General features: G+C 66.3%; 18 protein-coding genes. 11 read left to right on the forward strand and 7 right to left on the reverse strand.

Features of this window, described 5'->3' with window-relative positions; translation table 11 throughout:
* Positions 1-259: 259 nt before the first annotated feature.
* The 6 genes from ACAD63_RS14530 to ACAD63_RS14555 all read right to left on the reverse strand — a co-directional run bounded on the left by ACAD63_RS14530 (position 260) and on the right by ACAD63_RS14555 (position 7267).
* The gene (locus ACAD63_RS14530) at positions 260-973 is read right to left on the reverse strand and encodes an ABC transporter ATP-binding protein (protein ID WP_133098361.1); all 714 of its coding nucleotides are present in this window, start codon (positions 971-973) and stop codon (positions 260-262) included.
* Complete coding sequence (locus tag ACAD63_RS14535) at positions 973-1746, reverse strand: ABC transporter ATP-binding protein (RefSeq protein ID WP_434032892.1); 774 nt, start codon at positions 1744-1746, stop codon at positions 973-975. Before ACAD63_RS14535 ends, ACAD63_RS14530 begins: the two co-directional genes overlap by 1 nt.
* Positions 1743-3056, reverse strand: a complete 1314-nt coding sequence (locus ACAD63_RS14540) for a branched-chain amino acid ABC transporter permease (protein ID WP_133098359.1) — start codon at positions 3054-3056, stop codon at positions 1743-1745. The genes ACAD63_RS14535 and ACAD63_RS14540 overlap by 4 nt, the downstream gene beginning before the upstream one ends.
* 4 nt (positions 3057-3060) lie before the next feature.
* Positions 3061-4008, reverse strand: coding sequence for a branched-chain amino acid ABC transporter permease (locus tag ACAD63_RS14545; RefSeq protein WP_029048186.1), 948 nt, complete (start codon positions 4006-4008; stop codon positions 3061-3063).
* A gap of 212 nt (positions 4009-4220) precedes the next feature.
* A complete protein-coding gene (locus ACAD63_RS14550; RefSeq protein ID WP_133098358.1) occupies positions 4221-5471 on the reverse strand; it encodes a branched-chain amino acid ABC transporter substrate-binding protein in 1251 nt (416 codons plus the stop codon).
* A gap of 170 nt (positions 5472-5641) precedes the next feature.
* On the reverse strand, positions 5642-7267 hold the full coding sequence (locus tag ACAD63_RS14555) for a 3-(methylthio)propionyl-CoA ligase (protein WP_434032893.1): 1626 nt from the start codon (positions 7265-7267) through the stop codon (positions 5642-5644).
* Between the two features lie 420 nt (positions 7268-7687).
* Here ACAD63_RS14555 and ACAD63_RS14560 point away from each other — a divergent pair, with 420 nt between their 5' ends.
* The 5 genes from ACAD63_RS14560 (at position 7688) to ACAD63_RS14580 (ending at position 11612) form a co-directional block, all read left to right on the forward strand.
* Entirely contained in the window at positions 7688-9268 is a 1581-nt protein-coding gene (locus ACAD63_RS14560) for a protein adenylyltransferase SelO (RefSeq protein ID WP_135706247.1), read from the forward strand.
* 151 nt (positions 9269-9419) lie between these two features.
* A complete protein-coding gene (gene msrB / locus ACAD63_RS14565; RefSeq protein WP_063242135.1) occupies positions 9420-9884 on the forward strand; it encodes a peptide-methionine (R)-S-oxide reductase MsrB in 465 nt (154 codons plus the stop codon).
* A gap of 39 nt (positions 9885-9923) precedes the next feature.
* On the forward strand, positions 9924-10463 hold the full coding sequence (locus ACAD63_RS14570; protein ID WP_133098356.1) for a septation protein A: 540 nt from the start codon (positions 9924-9926) through the stop codon (positions 10461-10463).
* Between the two features lie 37 nt (positions 10464-10500).
* Positions 10501-10782, forward strand: a complete 282-nt coding sequence (locus tag ACAD63_RS14575) for a BolA family protein (protein WP_135705056.1) — start codon at positions 10501-10503, stop codon at positions 10780-10782.
* Between the two features lie 35 nt (positions 10783-10817).
* Positions 10818-11612, forward strand: a complete 795-nt coding sequence (locus ACAD63_RS14580; RefSeq protein WP_133098354.1) for a peptidylprolyl isomerase — start codon at positions 10818-10820, stop codon at positions 11610-11612.
* Between the two features lie 1287 nt (positions 11613-12899).
* Here ACAD63_RS14580 and purL read toward each other — a convergent pair.
* The gene (gene purL / locus ACAD63_RS14585; RefSeq protein WP_434032894.1) at positions 12900-16946 is read right to left on the reverse strand and encodes a phosphoribosylformylglycinamidine synthase; all 4047 of its coding nucleotides are present in this window, start codon (positions 16944-16946) and stop codon (positions 12900-12902) included.
* A 378-nt stretch (positions 16947-17324) separates the two neighbouring features.
* Here purL and ACAD63_RS14590 point away from each other — a divergent pair, with 378 nt between their 5' ends.
* The 6 genes from ACAD63_RS14590 to ACAD63_RS14615 all read left to right on the forward strand — a co-directional run bounded on the left by ACAD63_RS14590 (position 17325) and on the right by ACAD63_RS14615 (position 24669).
* Positions 17325-18689 (forward strand): amidase, encoded by a 1365-nt coding sequence (locus ACAD63_RS14590; protein WP_195431409.1) that lies wholly within the window; start codon positions 17325-17327, stop codon positions 18687-18689.
* A 115-nt stretch (positions 18690-18804) separates the two neighbouring features.
* Positions 18805-19770 (forward strand): TRAP transporter substrate-binding protein, encoded by a 966-nt coding sequence (locus ACAD63_RS14595; protein ID WP_133096877.1) that lies wholly within the window; start codon positions 18805-18807, stop codon positions 19768-19770.
* A gap of 74 nt (positions 19771-19844) precedes the next feature.
* Positions 19845-20396, forward strand: coding sequence for a TRAP transporter small permease subunit (locus ACAD63_RS14600; RefSeq protein WP_135705052.1), 552 nt, complete (start codon positions 19845-19847; stop codon positions 20394-20396).
* Positions 20396-21706 carry a TRAP transporter large permease gene (locus tag ACAD63_RS14605; RefSeq protein ID WP_133096875.1) on the forward strand — a complete coding sequence of 437 codons (1311 nt, stop codon included), beginning with the start codon at positions 20396-20398 and terminating at the stop codon, positions 21704-21706. Before ACAD63_RS14600 ends, ACAD63_RS14605 begins: the two co-directional genes overlap by 1 nt.
* 54 nt (positions 21707-21760) lie before the next feature.
* Positions 21761-23056 carry a D-amino acid dehydrogenase gene (locus tag ACAD63_RS14610; RefSeq protein WP_135705051.1) on the forward strand — a complete coding sequence of 432 codons (1296 nt, stop codon included), beginning with the start codon at positions 21761-21763 and terminating at the stop codon, positions 23054-23056.
* A gap of 5 nt (positions 23057-23061) precedes the next feature.
* Positions 23062-24669: an NAD(P)H-hydrate dehydratase gene (locus ACAD63_RS14615; RefSeq protein WP_195431411.1), complete on the forward strand. Its 1608-nt coding sequence runs from the start codon at positions 23062-23064 to the stop codon at positions 24667-24669.
* Positions 24670-24802: the final 133 nt, after the last annotated feature.

Genomic DNA, 24802 nt, shown 5'->3' on the forward strand with positions numbered 1-24802 from the left:
AAGTCGTCCATCCCCGGCGGGCGACTATAGGGAGGTAGGAATCGAAGTACAAATGCGAATCATTCCCATTTTTTGTGTTAAGACAAATTTACAACAGTGTTGCAAAGTGGCTTGTCCTCAACTGGAAATTTGAGTAATCAACGACCTGAGAAGCACTAGTGAGACGCTCGGAGTTGAAGGAGCGCCTTTCCCGCGGCTGTCGTGAAACATGAAGTGACGCCGACGCTACGGGTGGCACCCGCAGCGCCGGCGGAGACGCTTACACCTCCAGCCACTCCTTCCGGATCTGCGAGTTCGCCTTGAGTTCGCCGGGCGTGCCCTCGAACACGATATGCCCGTGCCCCATGACGTAGACCCGCTGCGAGATATCCAGCGCAATCGCCAGCTTCTGCTCGATCAGCAGCACCGAGACGCCCCGCTCCTTCAGCGTCTTCAGGTAGTCACCCACCAGCGCCACGATCATCGGCGCCAGCCCTTCGGTGGGCTCGTCGATCAGCACCAGGTCGGGATCGCCCATCAACGTCCGGCACAGCGTCAGCATCTGCTGCTCGCCGCCTGACAACACGCCCGCGGAGGTGTTCTCGCGTTCCCTGAGCCGGGGGAACATGTTGAACATGTCTTCCACCGACCAGCGCGGTTTGGGCTGCCGCGGGTTGCGCTTCTCGCCAAGCAGCAGGTTCTGCCGCACCGTCAGCGTCGGGAAGATGTCCCGGTTCTCCGGCACATAGCCGATGCCGAGGTGCGCGATCTCGAACGTGCGCCGCCCCAGGATCTCCTCGCCGCGGAACTTCACCGAGCCCTCGGCCTTGACCATGCCGAGGATGGCCTTGGCCATGGTCGAGCGCCCCACCCCGTTGCGCCCCAGCAGCGCCACGATCTCGCCTTCGTCGATATGCGCATCGACGCCATGCAGGATATGGCTCTTGCCGTAGTAGGCATGCAGGCCCGTGACTTCCAGCATCCGCTTGCCCATCAGTGCGCTCCTTCGGTGGCGTCTTCGTCCAGCGTGGTCCCCAGGTAGGCTTCCTTGACCTTGCGGTTGTTGCGGATCGCCTGCGGGGTATCGGTGGCGATCACTTCGCCGTAGACCAGCACCGAAATGCGGTCGGCCAGCCCGAACACCACGCTCATGTCGTGCTCCACCATCACCAGTGTCTTGCCGACGGTGACCTTGCGGATCAGTTCGACTGCATGGTCGGACTCGGAGCGGCTCATGCCCGCGGTAGGCTCATCCAGCAGGATCACCTCGGCACCACCGGCGATGGTGATGCCGATTTCCAGCGCGCGCTGCTCAGCGTAGGTCAGAAGGCCCGCCTGTGTATTGCGCCGGTGCTGCATGCCGATCAGTTCCAGCACCTCGTCGGCCCGCTCGCGCGCATCGCGCAAACCCGTCAGCCGGTGCCAGAACGAGTACTTGTAGCCAAGCGACCACAGCACCGCGCAGCGCAGGTTCTCGAACACCGACAGCCGATGGAAGATATTGGTGATCTGGAAGCTGCGCGACAGCCCCATGCGGTTGATCACGAACGGCTGCAGCCCGCCGATCTCATGCCCGTTCAGGCGCACCGTGCCGCTGGTGGGCGCAAAGCGGCCCGAGATCAGGTTGAAGGTGGTGGACTTGCCCGCCCCGTTGGGCCCGATCAGCGCGTGGCGCTCACCCTTCGGGATGCTCAGGTTCACGCCGCGGATAATCTCCGTCTGGCCGAACTTCTTGCGTACCTCGGTCAGTTCCAGTGCCGCCGTCATGCCGTGCCTCCCGCGATCTCCGCCTGCACCTTGTCCCATTCGGCGCGCGACGCGCGCACCGTCAGCCGCCATGCGGCCAGCCCCCCGGCCCACAGCACCGCCGCCACCGCCCATGGCGTCCACGTCGCCGCATCGAAGCCGACGCCGAACAGCTTCATGGCCGTGCCATTGGCGCTGTCGACCTGCACCTTGTAGACGAGTTCGACCGTCACGATCATCGCCACCAGCAGCACCACGCCGGCCGCGCCCGCCTTTGCATAAGAGGGCAGCATGCGGCGCAACCTGCCCTTCGCCGCCAGCGGCAGCTGCATCAGCAGCAGGCTGGCCAGGCCGCCCGGCACGAACATCACCATCAGCACGAAGAACAGGCCCAGGTACAGCAGCCACGCCTTGGTCAGGTCCGACAGCGCCACCGCGAACAGCACGAACACCACCGCCCCGATGATCGGCCCGAAGAACACGCCCGCGCCGCCGATGAACACCGCCAGCAGCACGCCGCCTGATCGCACCGCGCTGACGTTCTCGGCCGAGACGATCTCGAAGTTGATCGCCGCGAGCGCCCCGGAGATCCCGGCGAAGAACGCCGACAGCACCAGCACCAGGTAGCGCACGCGCTGGGTGTTGTAGCCGATGAACTCGACCCGCTCGGGGTTGTCGCGCACGGCGTTGGCGATACGGCCCAGCGGCGTCTGCGTCCACGCGTACATGGCCACCATCGACACCAGGCACCACACCGCGATCAGGTAGTAGACCTGGCGCCCGGGCCCGAAGGTGAGCCCCAAAAACGGGTCGCCGACCACGCGGTTGGTGGAGATGCCGCCCTCGCCGCCGAAGAACTCGGGGAACATCAGCGAGCTGGCGAACACCATCTCGCCGATGCCCATGGTGATCATGGCAAAGGTGGTGCCGGCCTTCTTGGTGGTGACATAGCCGAAGATCACGCCGAAGAACGCGCCGGCCAGCCCGCCCACCAGCGGCAGCATCGACACCGGCAGCCAGACCGTGCCGGCGCCGACCATGTTCAGCACGTGCACGGCAATGAAGGCGCCCAGCCCGGAATACACCGCATGGCCGAACGACAGCATGCCGGTCTGCCCGAGCAGCATGTTGTACGAGAGCGCAAAAATGATCATGATGCCCATCTGCGACATCAGCGTGATGGCGAAGCCCCCGGTAAACACCAGCGGCAGCACCAGCATGATGACGATGGTCAGGCTCCAGATTACCCAGCGCGCCAGGTTCAGCGGGCGGTAGCGCAGGGTGCGGCCGGTCGACACCGGCTCGCGCGGTTGTTGCATCGCTTGCTCCATGGCCTCAGCTCTCCCGGGTTCCCATCAGTCCACGCGGGCGGAAGATCAGCATCACCACCAGCAACAGGTACGGCAGCACCGGCGCCACCTGGGCCACCGTGAGCTTCCACAAGGCGTAGAACGGCGTGGCTTCGCTGACTGCCATGCCAAGGCTGCGCAACAGCCCCGCAAGCGAAGCGTCGATCGTGACCGCAAAGGTCTGCAGCACGCCAATCAATATTGACGCAATGAAGGCCCCCACCAGCGACCCCATGCCGCCGACCACCGCCACCACGAATACGATCGACCCGACCGCCGCCGCCATCGACGGCTCGGTGACGAAGGCATTGCCGCCGATCACGCCGGCCAGCCCCGCCAGCGCGGCGCCGCCGCCGAACACCATCATGAACACGCGCGGCACGTTGTGGCCCAGCGCCTCGACCATCTCCGGATGGGTCAGCGCGGCCTGGATCACCAGGCCGATGCGGGTGCGCGTCAGCACCAGGTAGATCGCCACCAGCATGCCCAGCGACACCAGCATCATGAAGGCGCGGTATTTGGGGAAGGTCGAGGTGAACACCTGGAACAGCGGGCCTTCCAGTTCGGCCGGGATGCGGTAAGGCACCGCGGCCAGTCCCCACACCAGCTTGACGCCCTCTTCGATCAGGTAGGCCAGGCCGAAGGTGAACAGCAGCTCTGCCACGTGGCCGTACTTGTGCACCGTGCGCAGGCCGAAGCGCTCCACCAGCGCGCCCGCGCCAGCGACCAGCAGCGGCGCGAAGATCAGCGCCGGCCAGAAGCCGACCTTGCTGGCGATGGTGTAGGCGAAATATGCGCCCAGCATATAGAAGCTTGCGTGCGCGAAATTGAGCACGCCCATCATGCTGAAGATCAGGGTCAGGCCTGATGACAGCATGAACAGCAGCAGCCCGTAGCTGATGCCGTTGAGCAGGGAGATGACAAAGAATTCCACAGCGTGTCCTTCAAGCTGGTGCCGCCGCAGTGGGGTGCGTTGGCATCCGTCCGGTTGGATTTGGGGTGAGCGTCCCCCTCCGCAGGGCGCATGGCGCCCCGGACGCTACCGCTATCGATCCAGAAAGACCGAGAGTATGCAGGATCGGGCCGCCACGCTGTCACGCTGCATCACCTGCGCGTGTCATCGTGGCCGGCCCGACATGGACAGGATCAGCCCGGCCGCTTCATCTGGCAGGACGTCGGCTGCGCGGACACGTACTGGTCCATCTGCGCGTTGGTCTTCCAGCCGTACCCGGTGTTCTCCTGGTCGTACTTGATTTCCTTGCCGTCGATCTTGGTCCAGGTGGCCACCACCAGCGGCTGCTGGGCCTGGTGGTCGGTATTGCGCATCTCGACCAGGCCGTTCATGCTCTCGACCTTGATGCCTTCCAGCGCCTTGGCCACCTTGACCGGGTCGGTCGAGTTGGTGTCCTTGAACGCCTTGGACAGCATGGCGATGCCGGTGTAGGACGCCATCACGTAGAAGTCATCGTTGTACTTCTTCTTGAAGCCCTCGATGACGTCGGAGCCCTTGAACCCCTTGTTGTTGGGGTTGTAGTAGCCCACGTACTTGACGTGCTCGGCACCGGCCGCGCCCATGGCGGTCGGCACGCCGGTGGTGCCGGCGTAGTAAGTGTAGTAGTTGGTGGTCAGGCCGGCGTCCTTGCCCGCCTTGATCAGCAGTGCCAGGTCGCTGCCCCAGTTGCCGGTGATCACGGTATCGGCGCCCGAGGCCTTGATCTTGGCCGCATACGGCGCAAAGTCCTTCACCTGCGCCAGCGGGTGCAGGTCTTCACCCACGATCTGGATATCCGGGCGCTTGCGCTTCAGGTAGTCCTTGGCCGCCTTGGCCACCTGGTGCCCGAACGAGTAGTTCTGGTTGATCAGGTAAACCTTCTTGACGCCGGGATCCTTGGCCAGGAAGGTGGTCAGCGCCTCCATCTTCATGTCCGAGTTGGCGTCGAGCCGGAAATGCCAGTAGTTGCACTTGGCATTGGTCATGTCCGGGTCCACCGCGGCGTAGTTCAGGTAGATGATTTCCTTGCCCGGGTTGCGCTCGTTGTGCTTGGCCACCGCATCCTGCAGCGCCAGCCCGACCGACGAGCCGTTGCCCTGCACGATATAGCGGATGTTCTGGTCGATCGCCTGCTTCAGGATGGTCAGGCTCTCCTGCGGCGAGAGCTTGTTGTCAAAGCCCACCACCTCGAACTTGTGCGCGCCGGCCCAGCCCTTCTGGTTGGCCACGTCGGCCACGAACTGCCAGCTCTTGAGCTGGTTCTGTCCAACGGGGGCCATCAGCCCCGAAAGCGGATCGATGAAGGCGATCTTCACCGTATCCGCGAGTGCCGAACCCGAAACCAGCGCAGAACCCATTGCGGCGAACATGGCCACACCAGCCACCAGCGGACGCATCTTGGTCATACTGTCTCCTTCACTCTTGTCGTTGGCTTGTCGTTGATTGCAGTCGTTGATTGCAGTCGTTGATTGCGGCCGGCGGCGTGGCGCCCTCCTGTCCGCGCCATGCAGCCGGGCCCCGGGCGGCGCCATGCCGCAAGCAGGCGCGGCGCACCGGATGCTGCCCTGTGCCGGCTTCAGGCCGCCGGCAGCTTGTAGTCCTTGAACTGTTCGCGCAGCTTGAGCTTCTGCATCTTGCCGGTGGCGGTCAGCGGAATCTCGGTGACAAAGGCGACATCGTCCGGGATCCACCACTTGGCGACCTTGCCCTCGAAGAACTGCAGCAGTTCCTCGCGCGTGACTTCGGCGCCGGGCTTCTTCACCACCACCAGCAGCGGGCGCTCGTCCCACTTGGGGTGGTAGGCCGAGATGCAGGCCGCCATATGCACCGCGGGGTGCGCGGCGGCGACGTTCTCGATGTCGATCGACGAAATCCATTCGCCGCCGGACTTGATCACGTCTTTGCTGCGGTCCGTGATCTGCATGAAGCCGTCTTCATCGATGGTGGCGACGTCGCCGGTCGGGAACCAGCCGTCGACCAGCGGGTTGCTGCCGTTGCGGTAGTACTGGTCGATGATCCATGGCCCGCGCACCATCAGGTCGCCGAAGGCCTTGCCGTCCCACGGCAGTTCCTTGCCTTCGCCGTCGACGATCTTCATATCGACGCCGAAGATCACGCGGCCCTGCTTCTCCTGGATCTTGTGGCGGTCGGCATCGGACAGTTCCTCATGCTTGGCCAGCAGCTTGCACGAGGTGCCCAGCGGCGACATCTCGGTCATGCCCCAGGCGTGGATGACGTCCACGTCCAGCGCCTCGAGCGCGCGGATCATCGCTGGCGGCGCAGCGGAGCCGCCGATCACGGTGCGGCGGAAGGTGGAGAACTTCAGGTTGTTCGACTGCACGTATTGCAGCAGGCCAAGCCAGACCGTCGGCACGCCGGCGGAGAAAGTCACCTTCTCCTGCTCGAACAATTCATAGAGCGAGGCACCGTCCAGCTTGGCGCCCGGGAACACCAGCTTGGCGCCGACCAGCGGCACCGAGTACGGCAGGCCCCAGGCGTTGACGTGGAACATCGGCACCACGGGCAGGATCACGTCGCGCGCCGAGCAGCCGAGCGCGTCGGGCAGCGCCGAGGCGTACGAGTGCAGCACGGTGGAGCGGTGCGAATACAGCGCGCCCTTGGGATTGCCGGTGGTGCCTGAGGTGTAGCACAGGCTCGACGCGAGGTGCTCGTCGAACTGCAGCCATTCGTAGTTGCCATCCTGCGCGTCGACCAGTTCCTCGTAGCAGAGCAGCGGCACCTTGGACTCGGCCGGCATGTGGGCGCGATCGGTCATCGCAACCCAGCCTTTCACGTTGGGGCAATGCGGCGCGACGCCCTCTACCAGCGGCAGGAAGGTCAGGTCGAAGAAGACGTAGCTGTCTTCGGCATGGTTGACGATATAGGCAATCTGCTCGGGGAACAGGCGCGGGTTGATGGTATGGCAGACGGCGCCCATGCCCGACACGCCATAGTAAACCTCCAGGTGGCGATAACCGTTCCACGCCAGCGTGCCGACGCGCTCGCCCTGCTGCACGCCCAGCGCGCCGAGCGCCTGCGCCACCTTGCGGGCGCGCAGTTCGCAATCGCGGTAGGTATAGCGGTGCAGGTCGCCCTCGGTGCGGCGCGAAACGATTTCCGTCGACCCGTAGTAACGGGCGGCGTGCTTGATGATGGAGGAAATGAGCAGCGGCGCGCTCATCATTTGACCCATCAATGCCATGAAACTGCCTCCTGAAGTCTGGTGGATTCGTCAAAAAACGAACAACCGTACTATTTTTGGGCGGTTGTCCGCGTGCCTCGAAACAGCGTCACTGCGATTCTGTTGTGCACTGCCGTACTGCTGTGGTTAAGCCGTGTGGTGAAGCGTGGTAATCGGGGCCGCAATTCTGCGAAATCCATGCACCGGATTCATGTGCGCATTGAAGGAGGGAAATAACTGCGCGGTGCGTGGCGGTCTCACCGGATGTGAGCCGTTGAGGACGTACAATACTGCGTGGCATGTTGCACCTCAACATGTCGTTTTCCCTAGCCATCTACGCATTCCCGTGCCCTCGCCATGCGGCGCCCGCACCGCCCCGGAAGCGGCTTTGCGCGCCGCACCCGAACCCGCGGATTGCGCTTGCCGCGCGCCCCTATCGCGATGCCAGACACGCCCCAGTCCAACGCCTTGCACGACTTCGATACCTACGGTGCCAACGGTGCCTCGGCGCTCGCCGTACCGTTCGACACCACGCCCGGCTTCTCCGTGCTCGGCGAGAAATTCTTCACGCGCCTGCAGCCAACGCCGCTGCCCTCGCCGTACCTGGTAGGCGTGGCGCCGGCCGCCGCGGCGCTGCTTGGCTGGGATGGCGGCGTGGGCGCCGAGCCCGGCTTTGTCGAGACCTTTGTCGGCAACCAGGTGCCCCGCTGGGCCGATCCCATTGCTACGGTCTATTCCGGACACCAGTTCGGCATCTGGGCCGGGCAACTCGGCGACGGCCGCGCGATCCGGCTGGCACAGGCCGACACGGCCACGGGCCCCTGGGAAATCCAGCTCAAGGGCGCCGGACTGACGCCCTACTCGCGCATGGCCGATGGCCGCGCGGTGCTGCGCTCGTCGATCCGCGAGTACCTGTGCTCGGAAGCAATGGCCGCGCTCGGCGTGCCGACCACGCGCGCGCTCAGCATCGTCGGCTCGGATGCCCCGGTGCGGCGCGAAACCATCGAGACCTCGGCGGTGGTCACGCGCCTGGCGCCGACCTTTATCCGCTTCGGGCATTTCGAGCATTTCGCCGCGCATGACGACGTGGCCTCGCTGCGCCAGCTGGCGGACTTCGTCATCGACAACTTCATGCCGGCGTTGCGCGACGAGGCACAGCCATACCAGGCGCTGCTGCGCGAAGTCTCGCTGCGCACTGCCGACCTGGTCGCGCACTGGCAGGCCATCGGCTTCTGTCACGGGGTGATGAACACCGACAATATGTCGATCCTGGGACTAACCATCGACTACGGCCCGTTCGGCTTCCTCGATGCATTCGACGCCAACCATATCTGCAACCACTCCGATACGCAGGGCCGCTACGCCTACAGCCAGCAGCCGCAGGTGGCATTCTGGAATTTGCACTGCCTGGCACAGGCGCTGCTGCCGCTGTGGCTGCCGGCGGTGGACGCCGACAAGGAAGGCGCCCGCGATGCCGCCATCGAATCGGCGCGCACGGCGCTCGATCCGTTCCGCGACCGCTATGCTGCCGCCTTCTTCCGCCACTACCGTGCCAAGCTTGGCCTGCGCCCGCCGGCCGGCGGCGATGACAAGGTTGACGAGCCCCTGCTGACCAGCCTGTTCCAGCTGCTGCACGGTCAGCGCGTCGACTACACGCTGTTCTGGCGCAAGCTGTGCGGCATCTCGTCGCACGATGCCTCGCGCGATGCGCCGGTGCGCGACCTGTTCCTGGACCGCGCGGCCTTCGACGCCTGGGCCGTCGACTACCGCGCGCGGCTGCGTGCGGAGCAATCGGACGACGCCGCGCGCGAGCTGGAAATGCTGGCGGTGAACCCCAAATACGTGCTGCGCAATCACCTGGCCGAGACCGCGATCCGGCACGCGCGAGAAAAGGATTTCAGCGAAACCGGGCGCCTGCTGGCGGTGCTGTCGCGCCCCTTCGACGAGCAGCCCGAGGCCGACCACTATGCCGCGCTGCCGCCCGACTGGGCCGCCGGGCTGGAAGTCAGCTGCTCGTCGTGACCGGATTGCTCATGTGCCCGAGCCTGCACGCCGGCGCCATCCGGTGTAAGGTTCGCGCCAGTGCGCCGACCAACGAAGGTTCCGGGGCCAGGAGTTCCGAGGCCAGAAGTTCCGAGGCCATTATCCCGGGCAAGACCGTGAGGAAACGACAATGACCACCACCAAGACCGACGCCGAGTGGCGCGACCAGCTCTCCGACATCGAATACCGTGTGACGCGCGAAGCCGCGACCGAGCGCCCCTTCACCGGCCGCTACTGGGATCACTGGGAACGCGGCATCTACAACTGCGTCGGCTGCGGCACGCCGCTGTTCGAGTCCGCCACCAAGTTCGATGCCGGCTGCGGCTGGCCCAGCTATTTCCGCCCCATCAACGGCGAGGTCATTGCCGAACATGCCGACCACACCCACGGCATGGTGCGGGTAGAAGTCCGCTGCAAGGAATGCGGCAGCCACCTGGGCCATGTGTTCGAGGACGGGCCGGCCCCGACCGGCCTGCGCTATTGCATCAACTCGGCTGCGTTAAAATTCGACGATCGCGACCCGGCGCAGCGTGAGGCGGATCATGCCCACGATGCCGGCAGCGGCAACGAACCCCGGCGCGACCCGCAGCGCTGACAAGCGCCGGCCATCGGGCCGGCAACAACCTGGTACCGCATGAAATTCCTGTTCGACCTGTTCCCGGTCATCCTGTTTTTCGCCGCCTTCAAGCTGGCCGACATTTACACCGCCACTGCCGTGGCCATTGCCGCCACGGTGGTGCAGATCGGCTGGGTCTGGTTTCGCCACCGCAAGGTCGAGCCGATGCAGTGGGTCAGCCTGCTGATCATCGCCGTATTCGGCGGCGCCACGCTGGTGCTGCACAACGAAACCTTCATCAAGTGGAAGCCGACGGTGCTCTACTGGATGTTCGCCGTGGCACTACTGGGCTCGGCGATGGTCTGGCGCAAGAACCTGATCCGCGCCATGATGGAAAAGCAGGTCACCCTGCCCGATCCGGTGTGGGCGCGCCTGAATGCCGCCTGGGCCGGGTTCTTCGCGGCCATGGGTGTGCTGAACCTCTACGTGGCCTATCAGTTTTCCACCGACGTCTGGGTCAACTTCAAGCTGTTCGGCAGCATGGGGCTGATGCTGGTGTTCATCGTCGCGCAGAGCGTCTGGCTGTCGCGGCACATGCCCGAGAACAGCCAGGACTGACGCTTCTGCCGTTTTATCCCCGATAAGGAAACTACCGATGGCAGCCAATCCCGCCACGATCGAGGCACTGCTGCGCGAAGCGCTCGCCCCCAGCTACCTGGCCGTGCGCGACGACAGCGCACTGCACGCCGGACATGCCGGCGCCGCATCCGGAGGCGGACATTACGACGTGACAATCGTCAGCGAGCGCTTTGCAGGTCACAGCCGGGTTGCGCGACACCGCATGGTGTATGATGCGCTGCGCAGTCTGTTCCCCGCGCAGATCCACGCCTTGGCCGTGACTGCGTACACCGACCAAGAGTACCAATCGCGCGCATGAGCGCGCTTCTTTCAGCAACTCTCAGACCAGATTCCATGAAGACCACCGTCCTCTCGTTCAGCCTGGCGGCTGTGCTTGCAGCTGGCAGCTTGCCGGCCATCGCCCAGAATGCCGCCGTCGTGAATGGCAAGGCCATTCCGTCGACAAAGCTGGACAAGTTGATCGCCGGCACCGGCCAGCCCGACAATCCGGAGCTGCGCAAGCGTGGCCGCGACATGCTGATCGACCGCGAACTACTCGTGCAGGAAGCCAACAAGCGCGGCCTGACCCAGCGCGACGACGTGCAGGAGCAACTGGAACAGGCACGCCTGAACGTGCTGGCCGGCGCGGTATTTGAGGACTACGTCAAGACCCACGGCGCCAGCGACGCCGAGCTGCGCAAGCAGTACGACAAGATCAAGTCGCAATTCGGCAATGGCAAGGAATACCATGCCCGCCATATCCTGGTGGAGAAGGAAGCCGACGCCAAGGCGATCATCGCCAAGATCAAGGGCGGCGCCAAGTTCGAAGACCAGGCCAAGGCCGCCTCGAAGGACCCGGGCTCGGCTGCCAACGGTGGCGACCTGGACTGGGCCAACAGCGGCAGCTACGTGCCGGAGTTCTCGGCGGCCATGACCGGCCTGAAGAAGGGCCAGATGACCGATACGCCGGTCAAGACGCAGTTCGGCTGGCACATCATCGAGCTGGTCGACGTGCGTGAAGCGAAGATCCCGTCATTCGAAGAGGTCAAGCCGCAGCTGATGCAGATGCTGATGGGTGACCAGAACTGGCAGCGCGAGCAGTTCCAGGCCATGATGAAGTCGCTGAAGGACAAGGCGAAAATCCAGTAATCACGGACCGGTCGCCCCCACCGGTCCTGCAAGGTTGAACGATGCAGCGTGTGGAGACGACCGCCCCCTACTGGCAACTGTGGCATCTCACGTCCCGGGGCATGTGCTATTGCGCGTTGGCCTGGGCGACTCTGGACGGCGCCGCCCCCGGCTGGCGCCAGCTCCACCCCTACCTTCCCCTGCGTGACCGTTATGCGCCCGAGAAGATCCTGCACGCCGTGGTGGCGTACAAGGAGGCTCGGGGTGAAATCAAGCCTGCACCTGGATTTGAATCGGGGCGGATGTTGACTTATGCGTATGCGTCTTGGAGTTCTAGGTTGATGGCGTAGGTTTTGGGGTGAATCGGCTTTAGTAGATTATCGACGGTCCTCGCAGCTGGTGAGATGCTGTCGGCCGTTGATGCGTCGCTGTCGCTGATGGTGACATGTTATCGGCCGTTGCTGCGTCGCTGTCGCGGTTGGTGACATGCTGTCGGCCGTTGAAGCGCCTGGTTCCGCCCTGCTGGGCGGGTCACTTTTTGTCCGAGCGACAAAAAGTAACCAAAAAGCGCGTCGCCTGCGGCTGGCTGAGCCAATTTGGCGCTTCTGGCTATATGGGCGGCGTTGGTCTCAGTGAGCGTGGTCGCGATGCCAGCCTGCTACGCCAGGTGAGTGAATGTCGGTGCCTGGCGAATCCCCACTTTTGAACAATCCCCAGGCCGGGCGTAGGCCGCCTGCTACCAGGGGGATCGCGTCATCGCCTACGGCTGCGCTGCGCGCGGCTCAGTCTCGCCGGTGAAATTCTCGGGCACGGACCTGCGTCGCTACGCTCGCAGGGCGCTGTTGGTGACCAAGTCGAAATCAGCCGCTCTGCCTTCTTGGGCCCGCGCGCAGCGCAGCCGAAGGCGTCCCACCAATATGGCATGCAGCAGGCGGCCTACGCCCGGCATGGGGATCGTTCAATAGCCGGTTAACGCCAGGCACTATCCCTAACTCACCTGGCGTTAGCAGGCTCGAACGGCCACCCAAGCCAAAACGGAAATCACCGCCGGCCGAACCACCCACGCCGCCAACTTGATAGCCAGCCGCTCAGGCGACGCGCTTTTTGGTTACTTTTTGGCGCTCGGCCAAAAAGTGACCCGCCCAGCAGGGCGGAACCAGGCGCTTCAACGGCCGACAGCATGTCACCAACCGCGACTCCAACGCTTCAACGGCCAACAGCATGTCACCAACTGCGACAAAGCGCTTCAAAAGCCCGACAGCATGTCACCAACCGCGAGGTCCCTAGGCGCAAGACAGATCCCAAGCCTTACCCCACCCACTTCCTGGCATTCCTGAACATCCGCATCCACGGGCTACCACCATCGCCAACCTGCTTCCAAGCATCCGGCGCCCAGCTCATCGTGGCAGCACGGAACACACGCTCAGGATGCGGCATCAGCACGGTAAAGCGCCCATCGACAGTAGTCACCGAGGTGATGCCCTCAGGCGAACCATTCGGATTCAACGGATAGCTCTGCGTCACCGCGCCGTAGTTGTCGACGAAACGCAGCGCAACGTTGGCCTCGCCGATATTCCCCTGCTGCGAAAAGTCCGCATACCCTTCACCGTGCGCAACCACGATAGGAATGCGGCTACCTTCCATGCCAGCAAAGAAGATCGACGGCGACGACTGCACCTCCACCGTGACATAACGCGCCTCGTACTGCTCCGACTGGTTACGCGTGAACTGCGGCCACGCCCCCGCCCCCGGAATGATCGGCGCCAGGTTGCTCATCATCTGGCAACCATTGCAGACGCCCAGCGCAAACGTGTCCTCGCGATTGAAGAACGCCGCGAACTGCTCGGCCATCTGCGCATTGAACAGGATGGTCTTGGCCCAGCCCTCGCCCGCGCCCAGCACGTCGCCGTAGCTGAAGCCGCCGCAGGCAACAAAGCCCGTGAAATCCGCCAGGTTGGCACGCCCGGCGATCAGGTCGCTCATATGCACATCATGCGTATCGAAGCCCGCACGATCCATGCTGTAGGCCATCTCGATCTGCGAGTTGACGCCCTGCTCCCGCAGGATCGCCACGCGCGGACGCGCGCCGGTAGCGATGAACGGCGCGGCGATGTCCTCCGCCGGATCGAACGTCAGCACCGGGCTGATGCCCGGATCGGCGGCGTCCAGCAGGCGGTCATACTCGCTGTCGGCGCAGGCCGGGTTGTCGCGCAGGCGCGCGATGCGCCAGCTGACCTCGCTCCAGTTGCGCTGCAGGTCCGTGCGCGACGCGCCGAACACCTTCTTGGCATCGCGGTAGATCTCGACCTGGTCGGTGGTGTTGGGCTTGCCGACCACGTGACTGCATGCGGACAGGCCAGCCTCGCGCAGCACCGCGAAGACCGCGTCGCGGTCCTGCAGGCGCACCTGCACCACCGCGCCCAGTTCTTCCGAGAACAGTGCGCGCAGGGTCTGGTCGTTGCGGCGCTCGGCGATCTGCTGGGCCCAGTTCTTGGCGTCGCCGTAGTCCTGTTCCTGCTGCGGATCGAGCGCCAGCATGTCGACGTTCAGCGACACGCCGCAGTGGCCGGCAAAGGCCATCTCGGCCAGCGTGGCGATGAAGCCGCCATCGGAACGGTCATGGTAGGCCAGCAGCTTGCCCTCGCGGTTCAGGCGCTGGATGACGTTGAAGAAGTTCTTCAGGTCTTCAGCGCTGTCGACGTCCGGCGCGCTGTCGCCCACCTGCTGCGTGACCTGCGCCAGGATGCTGCCGCCCATGCGGTTCTTGCCGCGGCTCAGGTCGACGGCGATCAGCACGGTGTCGCCGGCGTCGGTGCGCAGTTGCGGCGTCAGCGTGCGGTTGACGTCGTCCACCGCGGCAAAGGCCGAGATGATCAGCGATACCGGGGCCACCACTTCCTTGTCGACGCCCTCGTCCTGCCACTTGGTGCGCATCGACAGCGAATCCTTGCCCACCGGGATGCTGATGCCCAGCGCCGGGCACAGCTCCATGCCGACGGCATGCACGGTGTCGTACAGCTTTGCATCTTCACCTTCGACGCCGCAGGCAGCCATCCAGTTGGCCGACAGCTTGACCTTGCCCAGGTCCTTGACCGGTGCGGCCGCCAGGTTGGTCAGCGCCTCGCCGATCGCCATGCGGCCCGAGGCCGGTGCATCGATCACGGCCAGCGGCGTGCGCTCGCCCATGGTCATCGCCTCGCCGGCATTGCCCTTGTAGTCCAGCGTGGTCACGGCCACGTCGGCCACCGGCACCTGCCACGGACCGACCATCTGGTCGCGTGCGTTCATGCCGCCCACGGTGCGGTCGCCGATCGAGATCAGGAACGACTTGCTGGCCACGGTCGGATGACGCAGCACGTCGCGCACGGCCTGCTCCAGGCTAATGCTGGTCACGTCCACCGCCGGCAACGGCTGCTCGACGCGCTTGACGTCGCGGTGCATGCGCGGCGGCTTGCCCAGCAGCACGTCCATCGGCATGTTGACGGCGTAGTGCTCCTTGAGCGCAGCGTCGACGCTGGCATCGACCAGTTGCAACTGCTTTTCCTCGGTGGCGATGCCGACCACGGCGAATGGCGAACGTTCGCGCTCGCACATGGCCTGGAACTGCGGGAAGCTGTCCGGCGCGATCGCCAGCACATAGCGCTCCTGCGACTCGTTGCACCAGATTTCCGCCGGCGACAGGCCGGACTCTTCCAGGTGCACCTGGCGCAGGTCGAAGCGCGCGCCACGGTCGGCGCCGTCCACCAGTTCAGGGAAGGCGTTGGAGATGCCGCCAGCACCGACGTCGTGGATCGAGAGGATCGGGTTGGCGTCGCCAAGCTGCCAGCACGCGTTGATCACTTCCTGCGCGCGGCGCTCCATCTCTGGGTTGCCGCGCTGGACCGAGTCGAAGTCCAGGTCGGCGGTGTTGGTGCCGGTTGCCATCGAGCTGGCGGCGCCGCCGCCCATGCCGATGCGCATGCCCGGGCCGCCCAGCTGGATCAGCAGCGTGCCGGCCGGCAGCGGGTTCTTGTGCGTGTGCGAGGCATCGATATTGCCAATGCCGCCGGCGATCATGATCGGCTTGTGGTAGCCGCGCACGGTGCCGCCGACGTTCTGCTCGTAGACGCGGAAGTAGCCACCCAGGTTGGCGCGGCCGAATTCATTGTTGAACGCGGCGCCGCCGAGCGGGCCGTCGATCATGATCTGCAGCGGCGAGGCGATGCGGTCCGGCTTGCCGGTCACGCCAGGCTTGTCGTCGGGGTTGCGGTGCGCCACCGGCTGGGCGGCGTCGCGGTCGTTTTCCCAGGACTCCACCGCCTCGGGCAGCATCAGGTTGGACACCGTGAAGCCGGTCAGGCCGGCCTTGGGCTTGGCGCCGCGGCCAGTCGCGCCTTCGTCGCGGATTTCACCGCCGGCGCCGGTCGAGGCACCCGGGAACGGCGAGATCGCGGTCGGGTGGTTGTGCGTCTCCACCTTCATCAGCGTGTGCGTCAGCGCCTCGTGGCGGCCGTACTTGTGGCTGTCGCCGCGCGGGAACCAGCGCTCGGCCACGTCGCCTTCCATCACCGCCGAGTTGTCCGAATAGGCCACGATCGAGCCCTGCGGATTGAGCTCGTGCGTATTGCGGATCATCGCGAACAGCGACTTGTCCTGCTGCACGCCGTCGATGGTCCAGGTGGCGTTGAAAATCTTGTGGCGGCAGTGTTCGCTGTTGGCCTGCGCGAACATCATCAGCTCGACGTCGGTCGGGTTGCGCTCCAGCTTGCCGTAGGCGTCGACCAGGTAGTCGATCTCGTCCTCGGACAGCGCCAGGCCCATCTCGACGTTGGCCGCGGCCAGCGCGCTGCGGCCGGCGGAGATGTCGATGAAGCGCAGCGGCTTGGCCGGCAGTTCCTGGAACAGGCCGGCGGCATCGTCGCGCGAGGCCACCACGGTCTCGGTCATGCGGTCGAACAGGTGCGCGGCGACGGCGGCGCGGGTGTCCGCGTCCAGCGACTTGCGGCCGCGCAGCAGGCCCTTCTTGCAGATCACGGTGATCTCGATGCCGCGCTCGATGCGGTGGATATGCGTCAGGCCGCAGTTATGGGCGATGTCGGTGGCCTTGCTGGCCCACGGCGAGATCGTGCCGAAGCGCGGGATCACGACGAAGCGGTCGCCCTCGGGCTGCTCGGCGAACGGTGCGCCATAGGTCAGCAGCGCCGCCACGCGCGACTGGTCGTCGGCCGACAGCGGCGTCTGCGCGTCAACAAAATGCAGGAACTGGCCGTGCACCGATTCGATATCGGCATCGATTTGCCGCAGGGCGGTAAGCAGGCGTTGCTGACGGAAGGCGGAAAGCGCCAAAGCGCCGGGGAAGCACGAGAAATGCGCCATGATCGTAGCGGTCGGGAGGCGTGTAGTAAGGCCGGGAAGGCCTGGGTAATGGCTGGGTATGGCTGCTGCTTGGCCGGCACCGCTGCATGGGGTGTCCGGCTGGCGGGAAACCGCTATTGTACCTTGCCGAGGGCGTGATTTTGCACTGCGCCATCACGACGGCTCCGTGCTACACGGATTCGTGATAATGCTTATGCATCACTTTACGCAATTTATCGCCCATGCGGCATGTGCGACCGCCGGGCCGACACCGGGCCGAATCTCGCCTGCCATGCACGGCACGCGGCGCTTATGCGCGCCATTCGGCATTTTTAGCTTGACACTTGATTCCCGAATTATGAGCATGGTCACCACCCCCGGTACCGCAACCCCGCGCCCATGCCATCCATGCTTCCCGATCTCGATACCCTGAACACCCGCCTGCGCGAGGGCGCCACCAGCCGCGCGGCGATCCTCGAGCAGGCCGCCGCCGCGGCAGCCGGGCCCGCCGCCGAGGCGGTGTTCCTGCACAGCACGTTCGAGGCTGCTGCCCAGGTTGCCCGCGCCGCCGATGCCGCCAGCGGTGCCGGCAAGACGCTGCACCCGCTGGCCGGCCTGCCGGTCTCGGTGAAAGACCTCTATGACATCGCCGGAGAAGTCACGCGCGCAGCCTCGGTCGTGCGCCGCGATGCCGCCCCGGCGACGGCGGACGCGACCGTGGTGGCGCGCCTGCGCCAGGCGGGCGCCGCCCTCGTCGGCCGCACCAATATGACGGAGTTCGCCTTCTCCGGCGTCGGCATCAATCCCCACTACGGCACGCCGGCCAACCCGGCCAGCGAGCCCGGCACGCCGCGCATTCCCGGCGGGTCGTCGTCGGGCGCGGCAGTGTCGGTGGCGCTCGGGCTGGCGGTCGCCGCGCTCGGCAGCGATACCGGCGGCTCGATCCGCATCCCGGCCGCGCTGTGCGGCATCACCGGTTTCAAGCCGACTGCCCGGCGCGTGCCGCTGACCGGCGCCTTCCCGTTGTCGTATACGCTCGACACCGCGTGCGCCATGGCGCGCACGGTCGGCGACTGCGTCGCGGTCGATGCCGTGATCGCCGACCAGGCGGTGCTGCCGCGTGTCACCAGCCCGACGGCGACGCGGCTGGCAATTCCGCGCCAGTACCTGCTGGACGACCTCGACCCCGTCGTGGCCCGCGCCTTCGACCGCGCACTCGGCCGGCTGTCGGCCGCCGGCGTGCAGCTGGAACACGTCGACCTGCCCGAGCTTGGCGAGCTCGCCGCCCTGAACGCACAGGGCGGCTTCAGCGCGCCCGAGGCCTATGCCATCCACCGCCATGTACTGGCCGGCAAGCGCGAGCTGTACGACCCGCGCGTGGCGTCGCGCATCGACCGCGGCGCAACGGTCAGCGCCGCCGACTATATCGACCTGGGCCGCGCCCGCCTCGACTGGATCGCCCGCATGGAAGCGCGCCTGGCCCGCTTCGACGCCGTGGTGTGCCCGACCGTGCCGATGGTTGCGCCCGAGATCGCCCCGCTGCGCACCGATGACGCGCAGTTCTTCCGCGTCAATGCCCTGCTGTTGCGCAATACCTCGGCCTTCAACTTCTTCGACGGCTGCTCGATCTCGATGCCCTGCCATGCGCCGGACGAACTGCCGGTCGGGCTGATGCTGTCGCACGGCCCGATGCGCGATGCCGGACTGCTGGGCACGGCGCTTGCATTGGAACGGATCGTGCAACCGTCTTCGCGCGACGACTGAGACCGCCGCCGCGCTGTTGATCTTGCGCCGACCGCGGCCCGCCGCGCAAGGCACCAGGTAGTACGCAGACAAGCTGTACAACCGCGCCCCCGAGCGCACACCAGGAGAGATCGAGATGCGAGTCAAGGCAATCGTTGCGGCTGGCCTGGCGCTGGCCGCCATGACGGTACAGGCGGATATCAAGTGGGACCTGCCCACCGGCTACCCGGCGAGCAACCTGCATACGGAAAACCTGCAGCAGATGGCCAACGACGTCGACAAGGCGACCGGCGGCAAGCTCAAGATCGTGCTGCATCCCAATGGCTCGCTGCTCAAGGCCAACGAGATCAAGCGCGGCGTGCAGACCGGCCAGGTGCAGATGGGCGAGATCCTGATGTCGCTGCTGGCCAACGAGAATCCGGTGTTCGGCGTGGATTCGGTGCCATTCCTGGCCACCAGTTATGGCGATGCCTACAGGCTGTGGCAGGCCTCGCGCCCGGTCACAGAGAAGGTGCTCGACAAGCAGGGCATCAAGCTGCTCTATGCGGTGGCATGGCCGCCCCAGGGCATCTACGCCAACAAGCCGATCAACTCGGCCGCCGACATGAAGGGACTGAAGTGGCGGGCCTACAACCCGGCCACCTCGCGCATCGCCGAACTGGTCAGCGCGCAGCCGGTGACGATCCAGGCGGCCGACCTGGCGCAGGCGCTGGCCACCGGCACGGTCAATTCGTTCATGTCGTCGGGGGCGACAGGGGTCGACACCAAGGTGTGGGAAAGCGTGAAGTACTTCTACACCGTGGATGCGTGGCTGCCCAAGAACATGCTGGTGGTCAGCAAGAAGGCCTTCGCGGCGCTGGACAAGCCCACGCAGGACGCGCTGCTCAAGGCCGTCGCCGACGCCGAGAAGCGCGGCTGGCAGGTCTCGGAGCAGAAGACCAGGGAGTACCTGGCCACCTTGTCGAAGAACGGCATGACGGTGCAGGCGCCCTCGCCGCAGCTCAAGGCCGACATGCAGAAGGTCGGCCAGACCATGGTGGACGACTGGGCCAAGACCGCGGGCGATGACGGGAAGGCCATCCTCAACGCTTATCGCAAGTAAGCCGTACCGCAGCCTTCCCGCCAGGCCGCGCAGGCTGGCATGGCGGGAATTCCTTCCTTCCTGACGCTGCCATCATGCCGACTACCCCACTCCCCAAGCGCTGGCTCGACCGTCTGCTCGACCTGTTCGCCGCGCTCGGCGCGCTCTGCATTTTCGCCGTCTGCGTGATCATGATCCTGATGTCGCTGTCGCGCGAGACCGCGGTGATCTTCAAGGGCGGCGACGATATCGTCGCGTGGCTGTGCGCGGCCTCGGCCTTTCTCGTCCTGGGCCAGACTTTCCAGCACGGCGGCATCGTGCGCGTGGAAATGCTGCTCGAAGCCGTCGGCCCACGCCTGCGCTGGGTGCTGGAGGTGGTCTCGCTGACCGTCTGCCTGGCGTTTGCCGCCTACGCGGCATGGGCACTCGGCACCTTCGCCTGGCAAAGCTGGGACATCGGCGATGTCTCGCAGGGACAGATCGTGATCCCGCTGTGGATTCCGCAGAGCTTCGCGGTGGTGGGCATCATCGGCTTCCTGCTGGCGGTGGCCGACGAATGGCTGCGCGTGCTGCGCCGGCAGAAGCCGCGCTACCGGCTCGCGCAGGAAGCCAGGCTCGCCGCCGGCGATTTCGGGGAGACGGTCTGATGAGCACAGTCCTGGTTGCATTGGTCCTGCTGCTGGTGCTGATCGTCTTCCTGGCGATCGGCGCGTGGATCCCGGTGGCGATCGCGGTCACGTCGTGGATCGGGCTGGTGGTCTTCTCCGACCGCGAGGCGCTGGTGAGCCTGGCCAACGCGTGGTGGTCGTCGAGTGCGTCGTACACGCTGGCCTCGCTGCCGCTCTTTGTCTGGATGGGCGAGATCCTGTTCCGCACCAAGCTGTCGGAGCAGATGTTCACCGGGCTTTCGCCGTGGTTGAACTGGCTGCCAGGGCGGCTGATGCACGTTAACATCCTGGGTTGCGGCATCTTCGGCTCGGTGTCGGGATCGTCTGCGGCGACGTGCGCCACCATCGCCAAGTCCGCGTTGCCGGAGCTGACGCGGCGCGGCTATGACGAGCGCACCACGCTCGGCTCGCTGTCTTGCGCGGGCACGCTGGGCATCCTGATCCCGCCGTCGATCACGATGGTGGTGTATGCGGTGTCGGCGGACGTGTCGATCATCCGCGTGTTCCTGGCCGGCTTTATCCCCGGGCTGATGCTGATGCTGCTGTTCTCCGGCTATATCGTTGTCTGGGCGCTGGCCAACCCGGACAAGACCCCGGCGCCAGACCGCTTCGACTGGCACGCGCGGCTGGCGTCGATCCGTCAGCTGCTGCCGTGCATCGTGCTGATCGCCTTTATCGCGTGGGTGATGGTCACCGGTTATGCCACCGCGACCGAAGCGGCGGCTTACGGCGTGGTGGCGTCGCTGGGGCTGGCGTGGGCGGGCGGCTCGCTGACGCGCGCGGCGTTCTGGGACAGCCTGATGTCGGCGACGCGGCTGACCGCGATGATCATGTTCGTGCTCGGCGCCACCTCGTTCCTGTCGGTGACGATGAGCTTTACCGGCATCCCGCGCGCACTGGCCGAGTGGGTGGCGGCGCTGCAACTGTCGCCGTGGGCGCTGATCGCGGTGCTGACGGTGATCTACATCGTGCTCGGCACCGCGCTGGACGGCATCTCGATGATCGCGCTGACGACTGCCACGGTGCTGCCGATGGTGCAGGCGGCCGGGTTCGACCTGGTCTGGTTCGGCATCTTCATCGTGCTGCTGGTGGAGATCGCCGAGGTGACGCCGCCGGTGGGGTTCAACCTGTTCGTGCTGCAGAGCATGACCGGCAAGGACAGCAACTATATCGCCCGGGTCTCGCTGCCGTTCTTCATGATGATGGTGGTCGCCATCGGCATCATCACGATCTGGCCGCAGGTGGTGACGTGGCTGCCTGACCTGGTCATGCAGCAGGAGGTCAAATAGCATGGGCCCGGCGCCGCTCGTGCGCCGCTGCGCTGGGCGGAGGCCGCTGACCGCATGCATGTGATTGTCATCGGCGCCGGCGTAATCGGCGTCTGTTCCGCGTGGTACCTGCGCCAGGCCGGTTTCGACGTGACCGTGCTGGAGCGGCGCGCCGCGCCCGCGCAGGAAACCAGCTTCGGCAATGCCGGCATGATCGCGCCGGGCTATGTCACGCCGTGGGCGGCGCCGGGCATGCCGGGCAAGGTGCTGCGCACGCTGTTCGCGCGCGAGGCGCCGGTGGTGTTCCGCCCGTCGGCGGACCCGGCGATGTGGCGCTGGATCGCGCGCTGGCTGCGCGAATGCGATCTGGAACGCTACCGTGCCAACAAGCTGCGCATGCAGCGGCTGGCGTTCTACAGCCGCGCCTGCCTGCACCGGCTGCGCAGTGAACTGGAGATCGACTACGAGCAGTCGCAAGGCTACCTGCAGCTGTTCCGCACCGCGCGCGACCTGGACGTGGCAGGCCCCGCGGTGGCGCTGCTGCGCGAGAACAATGTGCCGCACCGGCTGGTCAGCGCGCAGGAATGCCGGCGCATCGAACCCGGCCTGGCGGCCGATACGCCGCTGGCCGGCGGCCTGCACCTGCCCGAGGATGAGTCCGGCAACTGCCCGATGTTCGTGCGCGCGCTGCACCGGCATGCCGAGGCGGCGGGGGTGGCATTTCGCTTCGAAGCTCAGGTAGCGCGCATCCGGCCAGACCAGCGTGGCAAGCTGCAGGTCGAACTCGCGCACGGCAAGAGCGAGAGCGCGCTGGTGCTGGCCGCCGACCGCGTGCTGGTCGCCGCCGGGGTCGACAGTGTCCCGCTGCTGCGGCCGCTGGGCCTGCGCGTGCCGCTGTATCCGGTCAAGGGATACTCGATCACGCTGCTGGTGCGCGACGAACTGCAGGCGCCGCTGGGCGCGCTGATGGACGAGTCGTACAAGATCGCGATCACGCGGCTGGGCAACCGCATGCGCGTCGCCGGCACGGCCGAGCTGGGTTCGCGCCGGCTCGACCTGCGCCCCGCCGCGCTGCGCACACTGGTCAAGGTAGCGCGCGACTGGTTCCCGGTGGCGGGCAACTACCAGGAAGCCACGCAATGGGCCGGTGCGCGCCCGATGCTGCCGGACGGACCGCCGCTGATCGGCCCCACCGCCGTGCCCGGCCTGTTCCTTAACCTCGGCCACGGCTCGACGGGCTGGGCGATGAGCTGCGGATCAGGCAAGATTGCGGCTGACCAGATCGCCGCCAGCGCCGGCGCGGCACGCGGGCCCGACATCGACATGGAGGGGCTGCTGCCGGACCGCTATGGCCTTGGCCCCGCCGGATAGCCACCATGAGCCACCCTGCCACTTCCACCGCCGCGCCGCAAGACCAGGGCGACGGCTGGTTCGAGCTCGACGCCGCCTCGCCCTTGGCTGTGCCGCTGTACGACGTCGCCGCCATCCGCCGCATCGAGAATGCCGCATTCGCACGACTGCCTTCGTTCACGCTGATGTCGCGCGCCGGCGCTGCCGCCGCGGACTGGCTGGCGCGGCATGCGCCGGCGGGTCCATTGTTATTTCTTGCCGGGCCGGGCAACAACGGTGGCGACGCACTGGTGGCCGCGACGCTGCTGCACGGCGCGGGCCGCACGGTGCAGGTATGGATCGCGGCGAACCCGGCCCGGCTGCCGGCCGATGCGGCGATCGCGTGGCAGCAGGCGCAGGCGGCCGGCGTGCCGATCCGAGAAGCCGGGGAGATGCCGGCATCCGCATCGGATCCCGCACCGGAGTGGCCGCCACAGGCCGCCGCCATCGTCGACGGCCTGCTCGGCATCGGGCTGAACCGCGCGGCCAGCGGCGCCATGGCGTGGTGGATCGAGCAGGTTAACCGCAGCGGGCTGCCGGTATTCGCGCTCGACATTCCCAGCGGGCTGTTCGCCGATACCGGTGCGGGCGCACCGGCGATCCGCGCCCGCCGCACGCTGACCTTCATTGCCGCCAAGCCCGGCCTGCTGACGCTGGATGGCCGCGATTGTGCCGGCGCCGTCGACATCGCGCCGATCGGCCTCGACTATCCTCCCGCGGAACCGCCGCATGCAATGGCCAACGGCACGGCGCTGTTCGGCGCAGCGCTGCCGCGACGGCACCATGCCGGCAACAAGGGCACGCATGGCTCGCTGGCGGTGATCGGCGGCAACCACGGCATGACGGGCGCGCCCTTGCTCGGTGCCCGTGCCGCGCAGTTCCTGGGCGCGGGCAAGGTCCATATCGGCTTTCTGGCGCAGCCGGCGCCGCTGCTCGACCCGGTGCATCCGGAACTGATGCTGCATGCGCTGGACGGCCTGGCGCCGGGCGCAATGTCGGCACTAGTGATCGGCCCCGGGCTTGGCACCGACGCCACGGCGCAGCGACACTTCGCGCGGCTGCTGCAGGCACTAGCCACGACGCCGGTGCCGACGGTGCTCGACGCGGATGCGCTCAACCTGCTCGCTGCCGATCCCGCCCATGCCGGCGCGCTGGCCGCCGCCCGCGCACCCTGCGTGATGACGCCGCACCCGCTTGAAGCGGCGCGCCTGATGGGCACCTCGGTGACGGACGTGCAGCGCGACCGCATCGCGGCGGCCACCGCGCTGGCCAGGCAATGGCAGGCGGTGGTCGTGCTGAAGGGCTCGGGATCGGTGATCGCAGCGCCGGACGGCAGTCCCGCCACACTGAACCCGACCGGCAACGCGGCGCTGGCCAGCGCCGGCACCGGCGACGTGCTGGCCGGCATGATCGGCGCATTGCTGGCGCAGGGCATGCCGCCGCTGCCGGCCGCGCAGGCGGCGGTATGGATCCACGGCCAGGCGGCGGACGACCTCGTCACGCAAGGCACCGGACCGGCCGGCGTGACCGCCAGCGAACTGTACCTGCCCGCACGCGCCGTATTCAACCGGTTGCTCACGGAGAGCGGCGCGTGACGTCCGGTGCGCCGGTCACGACGCGGCCGTCAGACAACGTCCGATAGCTGGCTGGCACGCCGGATGCTATGTTGCAAGTGGTAACGATATGGCGTGGCGACCTGCACGGATGGTCACATTGCTGACGCTATAC

The organism is Cupriavidus sp. a3 (genome assembly GCF_051015765.1).
GTDB lineage: Bacteria > Pseudomonadota > Gammaproteobacteria > Burkholderiales > Burkholderiaceae > Cupriavidus > Cupriavidus oxalaticus_A.